Genomic DNA, 16,023 nt, shown 5'->3' on the forward strand with positions numbered 1-16,023 from the left:
GGCGGACGCAGTTCCGGCTGCGGGCGGCCGGTGTACCTGCTAGACCTGCAGGTCCGAGAGCATCGAGGGAGAGTGCCGTGAGTTCATCCGGACCGTCCGACTGGAACCGCGCCGTCATCGAGGAATTCCGGGCCAATGCCGGCCGGGTCGGCGGCACCTTCGCCGGAAACCCGATGGTGCTGCTGCACCACATCGGCGCGCGCAGCGGAACCGAACGGATCAGCCCGCTGGTCTACGCCCCCGACGGCCAGGACCTGGTCATCGCCGCCACCAAGGGTGGGTCGCCGACCAACCCGGACTGGTATCACAACCTGATGGCCCACCCGCGGGTCCAGGTCGAGGTGGACAGCCGCACCCTCACCGTGCAGGCCAGCGAGGTCACCGGCCCCGAACGCGATGAACTCTGGCGCCGGATCGTCGCGGTGCGCCCGTCCATGGGCGAATACGAGACCAAGACCGATCGGGTGTTCCCCATCGTCCGGTTGACGCCGGTCCCGGACGAGGACCCCGCCGCCGACGGGCCGGAGCGCTGATCATGACGCTGGACGTCGATGCCCTGCTGGCCGAGTTGACGCTGGAAGAGAAGGCCTCGCTCACCTCCGGTTCCGCCTTCTGGTTCACCGCCGCCGTGGACCGGCTGGGGATTCCCCGGATCATGGTCTCCGACGGCCCGCACGGGCTGCGCGCCCAGCCGGGCGAGGGGGACCACGTCGGCCTCGGCGGGAGCCTGCCGGCGACCTGCTTCCCGACCGCGTCGGCGGTGGCCTCGAGCTGGAATCCCGACCTGCTGCGGCGGATCGGGGTGGCCCTGGCCCGGGAGGCGCGGGCCTGCCGGCTCTCGGTGATCCTCGGTCCGGGCATCAACATCAAGCGATCGCCGTTGTGTGGCCGCAACTTCGAGTACTTCTCCGAGGATCCCTACCTGACCGGCGAACTCGGCCTGGGCATCGTGGACGGCATCCAGTCGCAGGGGGTCGGCACCTCGGTCAAGCACTTCGCCGCGAACAACCAGGAGACCGATCGGCAGCGGGTCGACACCCAGGTCGACGAGCGCACCCTGCGGGAGATCTACCTGCCGGCCTTCGAGCGCATCGTCACCGCCGGTCAACCGTGGACGATCATGTGCTCCTACAACAAGATCAACGGCGTCTCGGCCTCGCAGAACGCCTGGCTGCTGACCACCGTGCTGCGGGACGAATGGGGCTTCGACGGGCTGGTCGTCTCCGACTGGGGCGCCGTCTACGACCGCGTCCCCGCTCTGGTCGCCGGCCTGGACCTGGAGATGCCGCCGAACCGGCCCCACAGCCCGGACCAGATCGTCGCCGCGATCCGGGCCGGGAACCTGGACGAGACCGTCCTGGATGCGCGGGTGCGCACCGTGCTGACCCTGGTCGACCGCGGGGTGGCCGTGCTCGATCTGGACGAGTCCTTCGACGCCGACCAGCATCACCGGCTGGCCCGGGCCGCGGCCGCCGAATCGGTAGTGCTGCTGGCCAACTCCGGTGGGCTGCTGCCGCTGGCCGCCGACGCCCGGATCGCGGTGATCGGCGAGTTCGCCCGGACCCCGCGGTTCCAGGGCGCCGGCAGCTCGCAGGTCAACCCGACCCGGGTGGAGAACGCGCTCGACGAGCTGACGGCCCTGCTCCCGGAGGTCGGCTTCGCGGCCGGCTACGGGATCGACGACACCGCGTCGGACGAGGCGTTGCGCGCGGAGGCGGTGCGACTGGCCGCCGAGGCCGACACCGTGGTCATGTTCCTGGGTCTGCCGGGCGCGGACGAGTCCGAGGGCTTCGACCGCACCCACATGAACCTGCCCGCCGGCCAGCTGGCCACGCTGCGGGCGGTGGCGCAGGTCAATTCCCGGGTGGTCGTCGTGCTGGTCAACGGCTCCACCGTGGTCCTGGGCGAGGTGGTGCCGCACGCCGCGGCGATCGTCGAGGCCTGGCTGGGCGGTCAGGCCGCCGGGGGCGCGATCGCCGACGTGCTGACCGGGCGGGTGAACCCGTCGGGCCGGTTGGCCGAGACCATCCCGCACCGGCTGGCCGACAACTCCTCCTACCTCAACTTTCCCGGCGACTCGCAGGTCGTCCGGTACGGCGAGGGACTGTTCGTCGGCTACCGCGGGTACGACGCGACCGACACCGATGTCGCCTTCCCGTTCGGATTCGGCCTGTCCTACACCACCTTTGCGGTCGACGAGCTGGTCGTGAGCACCTCGGGGGCGGTCGCCGACGGCACCCTGACCGCGCAGGTCTCGGTGCGGGTGCGCAACACCGGCCCGGTGGCCGGCGCGCAGGTGGTGCAGGTCTATGTCCGGGACGTCGCCGCGTCGGTGGCCCGCCCGGTGCGCGAGCTGAAGGGGTTCGGCAAGGTCGAGCTGGCGCCGGGCCAGGCCCGCACGGTCACCGTCACCCTCGACCAGCGGGCCTTCTCCTTCTTCTCGCAGCTGCTCGGCCGGTGGGTGGTGGAGGCCGGCGAGTTCGCCGTCGAGGTCGGCTTTCATTCGCGAGACCTGCCGCTGTCCAGCACGATCCGCGTCGACGCGCCGTCCATCGCGGCGCCGATCACCGCCGGGTCGACGCTGCACGAATGGATGGCCGACCCGGTCGCATTGGAGCTGATCGGCGAGGCGGTGGCCGCGGGCGCGTCCGACCCGACCCGGGACACCGAGCTGGTCGCGGTGATCGGCTCCATGCCGATGTCCACCCTGGCCGCCTTCAGCGGCATGAGCATCGACCACGACACCCTGGACCGGCTGGTCGAGCGCTGGCGGGAACGCACCGGCGGGTGACCGGCCCGGCCGGTCAGCGGCGCAGCAGTACCGTGAGCTCGTCGAAGGTCTCCAGCAGGCCGCTGCGCAGGGCGATCTGGTACTGCCCGCGCTGGTGCACCGCGATCGCGACCTGATCCTGGGCGGCGACGGCCGCCTCGTCGACCAGGTCGGTGTCGTGCAACTCGAACCGCAGGCGGGCCCAGCAACGGGTCAGCGACGCGACGTTCTCGCGGCCGCCGACCGCGGCCAGCAGCTCCTGGGCCAGGCTCATCGGTCCGCTCCGTCCGGGGCGGCGGCCGTGGCGGCGTCCACCAGCCGGCTGACATGCAGCGCGAGATAGAGGATCTCGTCGGTGCTGATGGCCCAGCCGTACTGGTCGGCGAGCAGCGTGCCGATCCGTCCGGCCGAGGTGTACTCGCGGGGCCGGGCCGACTGCAGGGCCGCGTGCAGCTCGGCCGGGGTCTCCCGCAGCTTGCGGCCCTGCTGCTCGCGCAGGAACAGGTACCGCAGGTGGGTGACGAACCGGGCGACCTCCACCGAGCCCTCGTCGATCTCCACCCCGTACTCCTCGCGGATGATGTCCAGGGTGCGGTGCAGGGTCTGCGTCATCTGCGCGGTGGTCGAGATGTCGCTGGTGTCGAACTGCGCGTTGACCAGATGCAGGGCCAGTGGCACCGCCTCCACCTCGGGCAGCCGCACCCCGCGCTCCTGGGCGACCAGGTCCAGCGCGGCCCGGGCCACCTGGACCTCGGCGGGGTAGAGGTACTGCACCTCCCAGCGCAGCGGGTACTCGATCTCCCCGGCGCCCTCCGCGGCCCGGCGCAGGGCGAAGCTCAGGTGGTCGGCCAGCGGGAGCAGGATGTGGTCGGTGATGTGCGGGCCGAGCCGGCCGCGGGCCAGCTCGACGATCCGGCCGGTCAGATCGATGTCCTCGGGCGGGATCTCGTTGACCAGGGCGGCGATCCGGTCCACCCCGCCGGTCCCGCTGGGCCCGAACCGGCGCTCGACCCGGCTCTCGTCGACCGTGGCCCCGGCGGTGACCTTGAAGCCGAGCCCGCGGCCGAACAGGACGTGCTCGACCCCGCGCTCGTCCCGGCCGAGCACGACGTTGTTGTTGAACACCTTCAGGACCTGCACTGCGTCTCTCCTCGCTGAGAGCTGGGGACCGTGATCGATCCTGCCTGCTGATCGGGGTCGCGGCTCGGGCGGGGCGGCGGTGGCCCACCCGAGCCGCGGGTCGGGTCAGTTCTGCCGGAGGGTGGCGCCGTTGGTCGCGATGACCTGCGCGTACCAGTGGAACGACTTCTTGCGGTAGCGGGCCAGCGTGCCGGTGCCGTCGTCGTTGCGGTCGACGTAGATGAACCCGTACCGCTTGGACATCTGCGCGGTCGAGGCGCTGACCAGATCGATCGGGCCCCAACTGGTGTAGCCCAGCACCTGGACGCCGTCGGCGATGGCCTCGCCGACCTGCTGCAGATGCGCGCGCAGGTAGTCGATCCGGTAGTCGTCCAGGACGGTGAAACCGTCGACGGCGTCAGCCGACTCGACCAGCTCGTCCCGGGCGCCGAGCCCGTTCTCGACGATGAACAGCGGCTTGCCCCAGCGGTCCCAGAACTGGTTGAGGATGACCCGAAGCCCGACCGGGTCGATCTGCCAGCCCCATTCGGAGGCCGGCAGGTGCGGGTTCGGCACCCCGCCCATGATGTTGCCCGCACCGGCCAGGCGCCTGGCCGGATCCCCGGTCTCGCAGATGCTCATGTAGTAGCTGAACGAGACGAAGTCGACGGTGTGCGCGGCCAGCAGTTCCCGGTCCTGTTCGGTGATCTGCAGCTCGATGCCGTTCTCCCGGAAGTACCGCAGGGCGTATCCGGGGTACTCGCCGCGGGTGTGCACGTCGCTGAACATCAGGTTGGCGTGATCGGCGGTCATCGACGCCAGCAGATCGTTCGGGTCGGGGGACAGCGGGTAGATCGGCATGCCCAGCACCATGCAGCCGACCTTGATCTGCGGGTCGGTCTCGTGCGCGATCTTGGTGGCCAGCGCGCTGGCCACCAGCTCATGGTGGATCGCCTGGTACAGGTCGGTCGGGGTCAGCTCGTCCTTGGGGGTGTTGATGCCGCCGCTCATGAACGGCGCGTGGATCACCGAGTTGATCTCGTTGAAGGTCAGCCAGTACTTCACCCGGTGGCCGTAGCGGGCGAACACGACCCGCACGTACCGCTCGAACAGGGCGATGACGTCCCGGGAGACCCAGCCGTCGTACTTCTCGGCGATGGCCAGCGGGGTCTCGTAGTGCGACAGCGTGATCAGCGGCTCGATGCCGTGCCGCTCCAGCTCGTCGAGCACCCGGTCGTAGAAGGCCAGGCCCTCCTCGTTGGGCTCGGCGTCGTCACCGCCCGGGAAGATCCGGCTCCAGGCGATGGAGAACCGGTAGACCGAGAAGCCCATCTCGGCGAACAGGGCGATGTCCTCGGCATAGCGGTGGTAGAAGTCGATGCCGGTCAGCTTGAGGTTCTCCGGGGTGGGGCCGTCGGTGCGCGGACCGACGATGCCCTGGGGCATCACGTCCTGGATGGACAGGCCCTTGCCGCCCTGGTCGTAGCCGCCCTCCACCTGGTTGGCGGCGGTGGCGCCGCCCCACAGGAAGCCGGGCGGGAACTGCGTTGGTGCGGAAATGCTGGTCATGATTGCTCTTTCGACGTGGGGGATGGCGAAGTGGGGTGGTCCGGGTGGCGGCCCGCCACGGGGGCGGGCCGCCGGTCGCACGTGATCAGCCCACGAGGTCCAGGGCCAGCGCCTTGGCCTCGACGGTCCCGGCGGCCACCGGCACGACGGCCTGGTAGGCGCCCGGGTTGGTCACGATCATCACCGTGATCGGGTTGTAGCCGGCCTGCTCGATGGCGGCGATGTCGAACTCGCCGAGCAGGTCGCCCGCCCGGACCTGCTGGCCCTGGCTGACCGCCGGGGTGAAGTGGGTGCCGCCCAGCTCGACGGTGTCCAGCCCGATGTGCACGAGCACCTCCAGGCCGTTCTCGTCGCGCAGCCCGAAGGCGTGCGGCATCACGGTGAGCAGGGTGCCGCCGATCGGGGCGAAGGCCTTGCCCTCGGTCGGGATGACGGCCAGGCCCTTGCCCAGCGCGCCGGAGGAGAACACCTTGTCCGGCACCTGGTCGAGAGCCACGACCTGCCCGGCGACCGGCGCCTGTACCGGCAGGGCCTGCGAGGCCACCTCGCCCGGGGTGGTGGCGGTGGGGCCGTCGGCGGCCGCGTTCGGCAGGTCCTTGAAGCCGAAGACCATGGTCAGGCCGAAGGCGACGACGATGGCCAGGGCCGAGCCGATCAGCTGCAGGGTGAAGTTGCCGATGTTCAGCGTCGAGGTCAGGGTGATCGCGCCGGGCAGCACGAAGCCTTCGGCCGCCGACCCGCCGAAGGCGGCGATGGCGCCGCCCACCGCGCCGCCGATCAGCGCGAAGATGAACGGACGCTTGAGCCGCAGCACCACGCCGTAGATGGCGGGCTCGGTGATGCCGGCCAGGAAGGCCGAGATGGTGGCCGGGCCGGCGATCTTGCGCAGATCGGAGTTGCGGGTCTTGAGCCATACCCCGAACGCCGCCCCGGAGATGGCCAGCACGGCCGGGAACAGCGGACCGGTCAGCGGTGAATACCCCTGCGTGGCAATGTCCTGGATCATCACCGGCACGAAACCCCAGTGCAGGCCGAAGATCACCATCAGTTCCCAGGTCCCGCCCAGGATCAGACCGCCCAGGGCCGGCGAGAGGTTCCACAGCCAGTTGACCCCGGCGGACAGCGCATCGCCCAGGTAGTACGAGGCGGGGCCGATGGCCAGGAAGGTGAGCGGGACGACGACCGCGACCGTGACGAGCGGGATGGTGAAGTTACGGATGGTCTCCGGGACGACCCGGGTCAGGAACCGCTCGACCAGCGACTGGATCCACACCGCGAGGATGGTCGGGATGACCGCCGACAGGTAGCTGACCATGACCACCGGGACGCCCAGGAAGGTCAGCTCGCCCCCGCCGTCGGCAAACGCCTTGAGGGTCGTGGTCACGCCGTCCGCGCCGGGAATGACCGCGACGGTGGCCGAGTAGACCAGCGCCCCGACGACGGCCAGCGCGGTGAACGGGTTGGCCTTGAACTTCTTGGCCGCGGTGACGGCCAGCAGGAACGGCAGGAACTGGAAGGCGGCGTCACCGGCGGCGAACAGGATCGCGTAGGTCGAGGTGGTGGCGAACTCGGGGGCGATCTTCACGCCGACCGCCAGCAGGGCCTTGAGCAGTCCGGTGCCGGCCAGCACCCACAGCAGGGGAGTGAAGATGCTGGTGATCAGGTCGATGAACCGGCCCAGCAGGCCGCCGGAGGCCGTGCCGCCGGTGCTGACCGAGGACCGGGCGACCATGGCGTCGTAGACGTTGTTGACGGTGTTGCCGATGACGACCTGGAATTGGCCGCCGGCCTCGACCACGGTGATGACCCCGGGCGTCGCCTCCACCGCCTCCTTGTTCGCCTTCGACCGGTCGTTGAGCTGGAACCGCAGTCGGGTCGCGCAGTGCGCGACGGTCTTGACGTTCGACTCACCGCCCACCCCAGTGAGAATCGCGTCGGCCAGTACGTCGTACTTGCTCGCGGTTGTCATGATTCCTCCGTCGTTCAGGTGTGGAATTTCATGGCTGTCCGCAGCAAGGGGCATGCCTACGAGAACAAAAAAACCCGGGACGGACCCCACGCGATCGATTCGATCAGCAGGGGTTCGGCCCGGGTTTTGCCTGCGGCTCGCAGTAACAATCCCAAGTCTTCGGGGACGCCGGAAGGCATCCAGGACGCAGATTAGAGCCTCCGGTGCCGTGCTGTCCAGAGGTCGACAAGACTCACCAGAACTGCCCGCGAAACGCTCTCCGTGCCTCACGTAGGAATGCCCGCGTAGCGGTGACCGTGCTGGGGCATGGAGAGTGGGTTGTCGATGGCGTCTCGGGCGGAGATCACCACCAGGTACGCCAAGGCGTTCAAGGCTGCGGACAGGCGTACGAAGGGCCGGATCCTGGACGAGGTGGTGTCCGTGACGGGCTGGTCGCGGGACAACGCCCGGCGACGGTTGACCAGCGCCGCGCAGTGCCCGCCGGGCGGCGGCCGACAGGTCGCCCAGCGGCCCAGGAAGCAGCGGGCGAACAAGTTCTCCTACGAGGCGTTAAAGGTCCTCCAGCGGGTCTGGGCGGCTTCCGGTGGGCAGTGCGGCAAGTACCTGGCCGCATCGATGGACACGCAACTGGACGGGCTGGAACGGCACGGGGAGCTGGTCGACGGCGAGGGCCGGTACAGCGCTTCGGTGCGGGCCGAGCTGCTCGCGATGTCGCCGGCGACGATCGACCGCTACCTGCGGACCGCGAAGGCCACCGACCAGGTCCGCGGTGTCTCGACCACGAAACCGTCACCGTTGCTGCGGTCCTCGATCAAGATCCGTAAGGCGGGCGACGAGGTCGAGGCCGAGCCCGGCTTCTTCGAGGGCGACACGGTTGCGCATTGCGGCCCGACCCTGCGGGGCGAGTTCGCTCGCTCGGTGAACCTGACCTGTGTGCATACCGGGTGGGTCTTCACCCGCTCGACGCGCAACAACGCGCACGCCAACATCCTGGCCGCGCTGCAGGCCGGGGTGCAGGAGATCCCTTTCGCGGTCACCGGTCTGGACTTCGACAACGGAGGTGAGTTCCTGAACCGGGCCGTCATCAAATGGGCCGCCGAGCAAGACATCTACTTCACCCGGTCCCGGCCGTACAAGAAGAACGACCAGGCCACGATCGAGTCGAAGAACAACCACCTGGTCCGCCGGTACGCGTTCTACTACCGGTACGACACCGACGAGGAACGACACGCGTTGAACCGGCTCTGGAAGCTGGTCAACGACCGGCTCAACTACCTCACCCCGACGATCAAGCCGGTCGGCTGGGGCGAGAACAAGGCCGGTCGCCGCAAACGCCTTTACGACAAGCCGCAAACCCCGTTGAGTCGGCTGCTGGCCGCCGGCACGCTGTCGCCGGCGCAAGCCCACGAACTGACCGCCTACCGGGACGGGCTCAACCCGGCCGCGCTCGCCCGTGAGATCGCCGGCATTCAGGCCGTGCTGCTGGGCCTGGCCAAGAACAAGACCGAGCAGCTCTACCTCGCGACCGTCCCCAAGGCACTGCCCGACGTGCGCAAAGGCGTCCGGATCAGGGCCGGCTGACGCCCTGCTTCGCGGGCATTCCTAGATGAGGCACGGACCGTCCTACGCGGGCATCTTGACGTGAGGCATTGCGGAGGTGAGCGGCCGGCGATCGGTGTGAGCTGCGCGTCATCCCGCGTCGGGGCCGGCGAAAGCGGTTGTCGGCCCGGCCACCCCGCAATCGGCCGACGGTCAGCCGGTGAGCGCGATCGTGCCCGCCGGTGAACCGGCCGCGGTCAGCGCGGGGTCCTCGTAGGTCAGCGTGTAGGTGCCGCGGCTGGTCGAGGGGACCAGGAAGGCCAGGGTCGCGCGCTCGTCGTCGACCACGGTGCCCGGGTACAGGGCCTCGCAGCAGAAGCCGCTCCGCAGCTGGTCGGTGGCCAGCTTCTGCCCGGCCGGGTCGACAAGGGTGAAGTACCCGCGGTCGACGTAGTACCCGGACGCCTGACAATCCGCCGCGCAGCTGAGCTCGATGCGCAGGCTGATCACGTCGGTGCCGCGCTCGCCGGACTCGTAGCTGGGGGCCCGGGTTCCGCCGACCAGGTCGATCACCACCTGGCCCTGGTTGGCCCGGGCGGACTCGGACAGGGTCATGGGCTCGACGCTGTCCACGGCGCTGCCGGCCGACAGCGGGATCGTCGTCTGGTTGTCCTGGGCGTCACCCCAGACCAGCGATGTCCGGTCGATGGCGGCCTGGGCGCCGGCGGACGGGTCGGTGCCCTGGTCCACCGACACCACGATCGATCCCTTGGCGGTCGCCCCGGCCGGTGTCGCATCCGCCGGCAGGTCCTCGGAGGAGTCGGCCATCGAACCGTCCACCAGCACCACCCCGCGCGGGACGTAGGCCTGCTCGGCGGTGATGTTGCGATACTCCAGGTCGATCTCCAGGTCTAGTCCGCCGGCCGCCTCGGCCGCCCGCACCTGGGTCACGGTGATCGCGAAACCGCCGTACCAGCCGGTCTTGTCGATCGTGACGGCGACCGGCGCCGGCCCGGTGGTGGTCGTGCCGGCCGAGGCCGCGTCGGTGGCCGACCCGGGGTTCGATCGGTCCGTCGATTCGCTGCTCGAGGTGGGCGCGGCCGGTTTCATCGCCCCCATGTCGGTCGAGGTCCGAGAGGTGACCGCGGCCGCGTCACCGCCGACCGGGGTGCTGCAGGCGGCCAGGCCCACCAGGGCGGCGGTCAGGCCGACCGCAAGGGCAAGGCGGCGGGCAGGCGACGGCGTCACGGGAATCTCCTCACGGCAGCTGGGCTGGCATGAAGTCTGATCGCTGCGCCGTCATGGTGATACCCGGGCCTCGATTCCAGGCGCCGTCCCGGGCACCGGAGCCTGCGGCTTTCGCTCCCGCGATTAGGGTGTGCTCGTTCGGATGCGCAATGACGGAAGAGACCGCCATGACCGAAACCCCCCGTCCGGGTCCGGCGCCCCGGGTCGTGTTCCGTGGCCCGTCCCCGGCCGCCCGTCGGTTCCTGGCCACCGAAGCGGCCGGGTCGGTGTTCCTGCTGATCGGCACCGTGCTCGCCCTGGCCTGGGCCAATTCGCCGTGGGCCGCCTCCTACGCCGGCCTGTGGCACCTGCCGGTCGGTGTCGAGATCGGCCCGCTGGCCTTCCAGATGAGCCTGCAGCATTGGGTCAACGACGCCGCGATGGCGGTGTTCTTCTGCGTGATCGGGCTGGAGATCACCCGGGAGATCGCGCAGGGCGACCTGCGGGATCGCCGGACGGTGACGGTACCGACCCTCGGGGCCGTCGGTGGGCTGCTCGTGCCCATCGGCATCTACCTGCTGTTCAACCCGTCGGGGGAGGCGGCGCAGGGCTGGGGTGTGGTGATGTCCACCGACACGGCGTTCGTGCTCGGGGTGCTGGCCCTGTTCGGGCCGCGCTGCCCGGACCGGATCCGGGTATTCCTGCTGACCTTGGCCATCGCCGACGACATCGGCGCGATCACCCTGATGGCGGTCTTCTATTCCGAGGACCCCTCGCTGCCGGCCCTGGGCGTGTCCGTGTTGCTGGTCGGCGCGCTGCTCGGGCTGCGCTGGATCGGCGTCTGGCGGTTGTACCCGTACGTGCTGGTCGGGATCGCGCTGTGGTTCGCCGTCTACCAGTCCGGAGTGCACGCGACGCTGGCCGGGGTGGCCATCGGGTTGATCATTCCGGCGATGCCGCCCGCGCAGTCGGTCGTCGACCGCAGCGCCGCCTACAACCGGGCTCTGCGGGAATCGCCCACGGCCGAACGGGTCCAGCTCGCAGTCCTCGCCGCCCAGGCGACGATCCCGGCCAACGACCGGCTGGAGCGGGCCCTGCACCCGTGGACGGCGTACCTGATCGTCCCGGTGTTCGCACTGGCCAACGCCGGGGTCGCGCTGGACGCCGACGCGCTCGGGTCGGCGTTGGGCTCGTCGGTGACCTGGGGAGTAGCGGTGGCCCTGGTCCTGGGCAACACCGTGGGCATCACCGGGGCCGCCATGCTCACGCTGCGGCTGGGATGGGGGGTGCTGCCGGGCGGGGTGCGCTACTCGCACCTGCTGGCCGCGGCCATGCTGGCCGGCATCGGCTTCACCATCTCGCTGTTCATCGCCGAGCTGGCCTTCACCGATCCCGCCGTGATGGAGCAGGCCAAGATCGGCATCCTGGCCGGGTCGCTGGTGGCTGCAGTGCTCGGCTCGACCACCATGCGGCTGCTGGGCAACCGGTTCCCGATGTGCTCGCCCGGAGCCGGGGAGTCCACCCTGGCGTTGCCGCCCCGGCCCTGGCGGGCCCCGCAACCGGTGCTGGCGCCGGGGCGTTGACCGCCCCGCGAATAATGGCCGGATGACGGATCCGGTGACCGAGGTGCCCGACGAACCGGCGGCGCCGGACGGCGACGTGCCCCGCGAGGACGGCCTGGTCGACCATGTGCGGGGCGCCCTGGACGCCCCGGTCACGGTCATCGAGTACGGCGACTTCGAATGCCCGTACTGCGCGGCGGCCAAGCCGGTGCTGGAGGAGGTGCTGGCGGGCTCGGCCGGCCGGGTGCGGTTGATCTTCCGGAACTTCCCGCTGTACGAGGTGCATCCGTACGCGTTGACGGCCGCACTGGCGGCCGAGGCGGCCGCCGCCCAGGGCGCCTTCTGGCCCATGCACGACATGCTGTTCGCGCATCAGACCCGGCTGTCGGACTGGGATCTGGCCAAATACGCGACCAAGCTGGGGCTGGACGGATCCCGGGTGATCGGCGACCCGGCCCAGCCCTACGGCGACAAGGTCGAGGCCGACTTCGCCCTCGCCCTGGCCGCCGGCGTGCAGGGCACCCCGACCGTGTTCATCAACGGCGTGCTGTACGAGGGTCGCTTCGATGTCACCGGCCTGCGCCGGGCGGTGGCTCAGGCCGGGGGCTGAGCCCGGTCCACTCGGCCTCGGGCCGGGTTCGTGCGGATCGCGCCTCAGTCGCTCAGCCGCCCAGCCGCCGGTACGCCCGCACCGCCAACGGCGCGAAGACCGCGGTGATCGCCACCGGCCAGATCACCGACAGCAGCAGGGCGTGCTCGTTGACCCAGCTGGCCGAGGCCCAGGTCGGGTTGCCGAACAGCTCGCGAGTGGCGGTGGCGGTGGCCGACAACGGGTTCCAGGACGCGAGCGCGCCGAGCCACCCCGGCATGGTGGCCGGGTCGACGAAGATGTTGGACAGCATGCTGATCGGCCAGACCAGGATCTGCACGGCTACCACCGTTTCCGGTCCGGGCGCGATCAGGCCCACGAAGATGCCCACCCACAGCAGCGCGAACCGCAGCATCAGGAGCAGGGCGACCGCGGTCAGGGCCCCGGTCATCCCGTCCGACCATCGCCAGCCCAGCGCCAGGCCGGCGGCCATCAGCACGATCAGGCCCAGCACCGTGTAGATCATGTCGGCCAGGCAGCGGCCCAGCACGACCGCCGCGGGGTGGATCGGCAGCGACCGGAAGCGGTCGGTGACACCCCGGCTGGCGTCGGTGTTGACCGCCGTCATCGTCGTCTCCAGCCCGAACAGCATGGCCATGACGAAGATGCCGGGCATCAGGAACGAGTAGTAGTCCTCGCCCGGCCCGGCGATCGCGCCACCGAACAGCGCGCCGAACATCAGGGTGACCAGCACCGGGAACAGCAGCCCGACGGTGAAGCCACCCGGCTGCGCCCGCCAGTGCCAGAACTGCCGGCGGGTGATGGTCCAGGCGTCGCCGAGCATCGGCTCGGTGCGGTCCCGGGTGGTGGTCATCGGCTCACCTCATCGACGGTCGGGCCAGCAGTGGCAGTGGCAGGAGGAGTGCTGGCGGGGCCGGTGAGCTGCAGGAACGCCTCGTCCAGGGTGGGCCGGCGCACGCTCAGATCGAGCGGATCGAGGCCGGCCTCGGCCAGCGCGGCGGACACGGTGACCAGCGCCCGGGTGCGGTCGACGACCGGCACGGCCAGCCCGCCACCGCGATCCACCGGTTCGCCGACCCGGGCGGCGATCTCGCGGTACCGGGGCAACTCGGCCGGGTCGGCCGGGGTGATCTCCAGCCAGTCACCGCCCACCCGGGCCTTCAGCTCGTCCGGGGTGCCCCGCGCCACCACCCGGCCGGCGGCCAGCATGGTGATCTGTCCGGCCAGGGCGTCCGCCTCCTCCAGGTACTGGGTGGTCAGCAGCACCGTGGTGCCGCCGGTGACCAGGTCGCCGATGGCCGCCCAGACATCCCGCCGGCCCGCGGGGTCCAGGCCGGTGGTGGGTTCGTCGACGAACAGCACGGGCGGGTCGACGACCAGCGCGGCGGCCAGGTCCAGCCGGCGTCGCATGCCGCCGGAGTAGGTGGACACCCGGCGGTCGGCGGCGTCGGTCAAGCCGAACCGGTCCAGCAGTGCCCCGGCCCGGTCGGCGGCGGTGCACAGGTGGTTGAGCCGGCCGAGCATGAGCAGGTTCTGCCGTCCGGTGAGCACCTCGTCGACGGCGGCGGCCTGACCGACCAACCCGATGCGGCGGCGCACCTGGCGACCCTGGGTGCGGACGTCGAATCCGGTGACCCGGGCGGTGCCCGAGTCGGCCCGCAGCAGGGTGGTCAGGATCCGGATGGTGGTCGTCTTGCCGGCCCCGTTCGGGCCGAGCAGCGCGTGCACGCCGCCGGCCGGCACGTGCAGGTCGACCCCGCTCAGGCCGGTGCCGTCGGGGGTGTTCGGGTAGTGCTTGCGCAGGTCGCGGACGTCGATGGCGGGTGCGGTCGAGTTCATGGCGCCTCCGGGAAGTGGGTCGCGTACAGTGTACCGTACAGCGTACGTGAACTTGCGACGAGGGGTGAGCGGCCGGCCGGGGGTGGGACGACCGGCGGAAAGGACAATGGCCAGATGTCCCCGACGGCCGACCGGCCCACCAAGAAGGCCCCGCCGGCCGACCCGGCTACGACGCTGGCCCTGCTCTGGGGCCCGCAGGACCGGCCGGGGCGTTCCGGGCTGACCGTACGGGCGATCGTGCGGGCGGCGATCGAGCTGGCCGACGCGGGTGGGGTCGACGCGCTGTCCATGCGCGGCGTCGCCGAGCGGGTGGGCGCCGGGGCGATGTCGCTGTACACGCACGTGCCGAGCAAGCCGGCGCTGATCGAGCTGATGATCGACACCGTCAACGGCGAGCTCTACGCCGACCTGGACGAGCCGGCCCGGCAGGGTGATTGGCGGGCCGGGCTGCGGTTCGTCGCCGACCGGAACTGGCAGCTGTTCGCCCGCCACCCGTGGTTGCTGCAGATCCCGCAGGGCCGCCCGGTGCTGGGGCCGAACATCAACCGCAAGTACGAGGCCGAGCTGCGGCCGCTGGACGGCATCGGGCTGTCCGACCTGGAGATGGACGGTGTGCTGACCATGGTGCTGGTGCACGTGGCCGGGTTGGCCCGCTGGCAGGGCGCCCTGCAGGCCGACCGCGACGGGACCGGCGAGGACGACCAGCAGTGGTGGGCAGCGATCGAACCGGCGCTGGCGGCGGTGATGGACCCGGCGGCGTTCCCGGTCGGTGGTCGGGTCGGCCGGGCCGTCGGCGAGCATCTGGCCAGCGTGGGTGACCCGGCGGGGTCCCTGGATTTCGGTCTGGACCGGATCGTGGACGGGGTGGAGCGAATACTGGAGCGGAAGCCGCGGCCGGACATGGCACCCTGATCGCCATGACGACGATCGCCATTCTGGGTGCGGGCAAGATCGGTGAGGCCCTGCTGGCCGGGCTCATCGGGGCGGGACGGGCCCCGGACTCGCTGATGTTCACCGAGCGCTACCCGGACCGGGTGGCCGAGCTGACCGAGCGCTATGGCGTGCGCGGGGTGGAGACCGATGAGGCCGCCGCCCAGGCCGACGTGCTGATCGTCGCGGTCAAGCCGCAGGACATCGACCCGTTGCTGCAGTCGCTGGCCACCGCGATCACGCCCGGGACGCTGGTCGTCTCCCTGTGCGCGGGCCTGCCGACCGCCCTGTACGAGCGGCACCTGCCGGCCGGCACGCCGGTGGTCCGGGTCATGCCGAACACGCCGATGCTGGTCGGCGAGGCGATGAGCGCGATCTCGGCCGGGTCGCACGCCGAACCCGCGCACCTGCAGCTGGTGGAGGACCTGCTGTCCACCGTCGGCAAGGTGGTCCGGGTGCCCGAGTCCCAGCAGGACGCGGTCACCGCGCTGTCCGGGTCCGGGCCGGCCTACTTCTTCTTCCTGGTCGAGGCGATGATCGACGCCGGCATCCTGCTCGGCCTGCCCCGGGCGGTGTCCACCGAGCTGATCATCCAGTCGGCGGTCGGGGCGGCCACCATGCTGCGGGACTCGGGCGAGCATCCGGTGACCCTGCGCGAGGCGGTCACCTCGCCCGGCGGGACGACCATCGCCGCGATCCGGGAGTTGGAGAACCACCGGGTCCGGGCCGCGCTGCTCACCGCCATCGAGGCCGCGGCCCTGCGGTCGGCCGAACTGGGCAAGGCTCACGAACCCGGCTGATTCGGCGAGGGCGGACAGAATCGGACGTTTTTGCCCGGGTTGGCCGATCCTCGGTGCCCTGGCCTGGGCTTTTTACCGACCTCTCCGCG

At 70.8% G+C, this 16,023-nt stretch carries 14 protein-coding genes; 7 read left to right on the forward strand and 7 right to left on the reverse strand.

Annotated elements, in window-relative coordinates; genetic code table 11:
• The first annotated feature begins 77 nt into the window (after positions 1 to 77).
• Positions 78 to 533 (forward strand): nitroreductase family deazaflavin-dependent oxidoreductase, encoded by a 456-nt coding sequence (locus NAMU_RS04420; protein ID WP_015746211.1) that lies wholly within the window; start codon positions 78 to 80, stop codon positions 531 to 533.
• A 2-nt stretch (positions 534 to 535) separates the two neighbouring features.
• Complete coding sequence (locus NAMU_RS04425) at positions 536 to 2,791, forward strand: glycoside hydrolase family 3 C-terminal domain-containing protein (protein ID WP_015746212.1); 2,256 nt, start codon at positions 536 to 538, stop codon at positions 2,789 to 2,791.
• 13 nt (positions 2,792 to 2,804) lie between these two features.
• Here the strand turns inward: NAMU_RS04425 and NAMU_RS04430 are convergent, their stop codons facing one another.
• The 4 genes from NAMU_RS04430 to NAMU_RS04445 all read right to left on the reverse strand — a co-directional run bounded on the left by NAMU_RS04430 (position 2,805) and on the right by NAMU_RS04445 (position 7,427).
• Entirely contained in the window at positions 2,805 to 3,044 is a 240-nt protein-coding gene (locus NAMU_RS04430; protein ID WP_015746213.1) for a PTS transporter subunit EIIB, read from the reverse strand.
• Positions 3,041 to 3,910, reverse strand: a complete 870-nt coding sequence (locus NAMU_RS04435) for a PRD domain-containing protein (protein ID WP_015746214.1) — start codon at positions 3,908 to 3,910, stop codon at positions 3,041 to 3,043. The genes NAMU_RS04430 and NAMU_RS04435 overlap by 4 nt, the downstream gene beginning before the upstream one ends.
• 105 nt (positions 3,911 to 4,015) lie before the next feature.
• The gene (locus tag NAMU_RS04440; protein ID WP_015746215.1) at positions 4,016 to 5,458 is read right to left on the reverse strand and encodes a glycoside hydrolase family 1 protein; all 1,443 of its coding nucleotides are present in this window, start codon (positions 5,456 to 5,458) and stop codon (positions 4,016 to 4,018) included.
• Positions 5,459 to 5,543: 85 nt separating this feature from the next.
• Complete coding sequence (locus NAMU_RS04445; protein ID WP_015746216.1) at positions 5,544 to 7,427, reverse strand: beta-glucoside-specific PTS transporter subunit IIABC; 1,884 nt, start codon at positions 7,425 to 7,427, stop codon at positions 5,544 to 5,546.
• A 324-nt stretch (positions 7,428 to 7,751) separates the two neighbouring features.
• Between NAMU_RS04445 and NAMU_RS04450 the strand changes: the two genes are divergently transcribed.
• The gene (locus NAMU_RS04450) at positions 7,752 to 9,008 is read left to right on the forward strand and encodes a DDE-type integrase/transposase/recombinase (RefSeq protein ID WP_015746217.1); all 1,257 of its coding nucleotides are present in this window, start codon (positions 7,752 to 7,754) and stop codon (positions 9,006 to 9,008) included.
• A gap of 171 nt (positions 9,009 to 9,179) precedes the next feature.
• Here the strand turns inward: NAMU_RS04450 and NAMU_RS04455 are convergent, their stop codons facing one another.
• Positions 9,180 to 10,214 (reverse strand): hypothetical protein, encoded by a 1,035-nt coding sequence (locus tag NAMU_RS04455; RefSeq protein WP_015746218.1) that lies wholly within the window; start codon positions 10,212 to 10,214, stop codon positions 9,180 to 9,182.
• A gap of 167 nt (positions 10,215 to 10,381) precedes the next feature.
• Here NAMU_RS04455 and nhaA point away from each other — a divergent pair, with 167 nt between their 5' ends.
• Together nhaA and NAMU_RS04465 are read left to right on the forward strand one after the other, a co-directional pair.
• Positions 10,382 to 11,776, forward strand: a complete 1,395-nt coding sequence (gene nhaA, locus NAMU_RS04460) for a Na+/H+ antiporter NhaA (protein ID WP_041369804.1) — start codon at positions 10,382 to 10,384, stop codon at positions 11,774 to 11,776.
• A 22-nt stretch (positions 11,777 to 11,798) separates the two neighbouring features.
• Positions 11,799 to 12,365, forward strand: a complete 567-nt coding sequence (locus tag NAMU_RS04465; protein WP_015746220.1) for a DsbA family protein — start codon at positions 11,799 to 11,801, stop codon at positions 12,363 to 12,365.
• A 52-nt stretch (positions 12,366 to 12,417) separates the two neighbouring features.
• On the opposite strand, the gene NAMU_RS04470 is transcribed toward NAMU_RS04465, so the two are convergent.
• A complete protein-coding gene (locus tag NAMU_RS04470) occupies positions 12,418 to 13,218 on the reverse strand; it encodes an ABC transporter permease (protein WP_015746221.1) in 801 nt (266 codons plus the stop codon).
• Positions 13,215 to 14,204: a daunorubicin/doxorubicin resistance ABC transporter ATP-binding protein DrrA gene (locus tag NAMU_RS04475; protein ID WP_015746222.1), complete on the reverse strand. Its 990-nt coding sequence runs from the start codon at positions 14,202 to 14,204 to the stop codon at positions 13,215 to 13,217. The genes NAMU_RS04470 and NAMU_RS04475 overlap by 4 nt, the downstream gene beginning before the upstream one ends.
• Positions 14,205 to 14,318: 114 nt before the next feature.
• Here NAMU_RS04475 and NAMU_RS04480 point away from each other — a divergent pair, with 114 nt between their 5' ends.
• Together NAMU_RS04480 and proC are read left to right on the forward strand one after the other, a co-directional pair.
• Positions 14,319 to 15,116, forward strand: coding sequence for a TetR/AcrR family transcriptional regulator (locus tag NAMU_RS04480; RefSeq protein WP_015746223.1), 798 nt, complete (start codon positions 14,319 to 14,321; stop codon positions 15,114 to 15,116).
• A gap of 5 nt (positions 15,117 to 15,121) precedes the next feature.
• Complete coding sequence (proC, locus tag NAMU_RS04485; protein ID WP_015746224.1) at positions 15,122 to 15,934, forward strand: pyrroline-5-carboxylate reductase; 813 nt, start codon at positions 15,122 to 15,124, stop codon at positions 15,932 to 15,934.
• The last annotated feature ends 89 nt before the right edge of the window (positions 15,935 to 16,023 follow it).

Origin of the sequence: Nakamurella multipartita DSM 44233, assembly GCF_000024365.1 — a bacterium.
Classification (GTDB): Bacteria; Actinomycetota; Actinomycetes; order Mycobacteriales; family Nakamurellaceae; genus Nakamurella; species Nakamurella multipartita.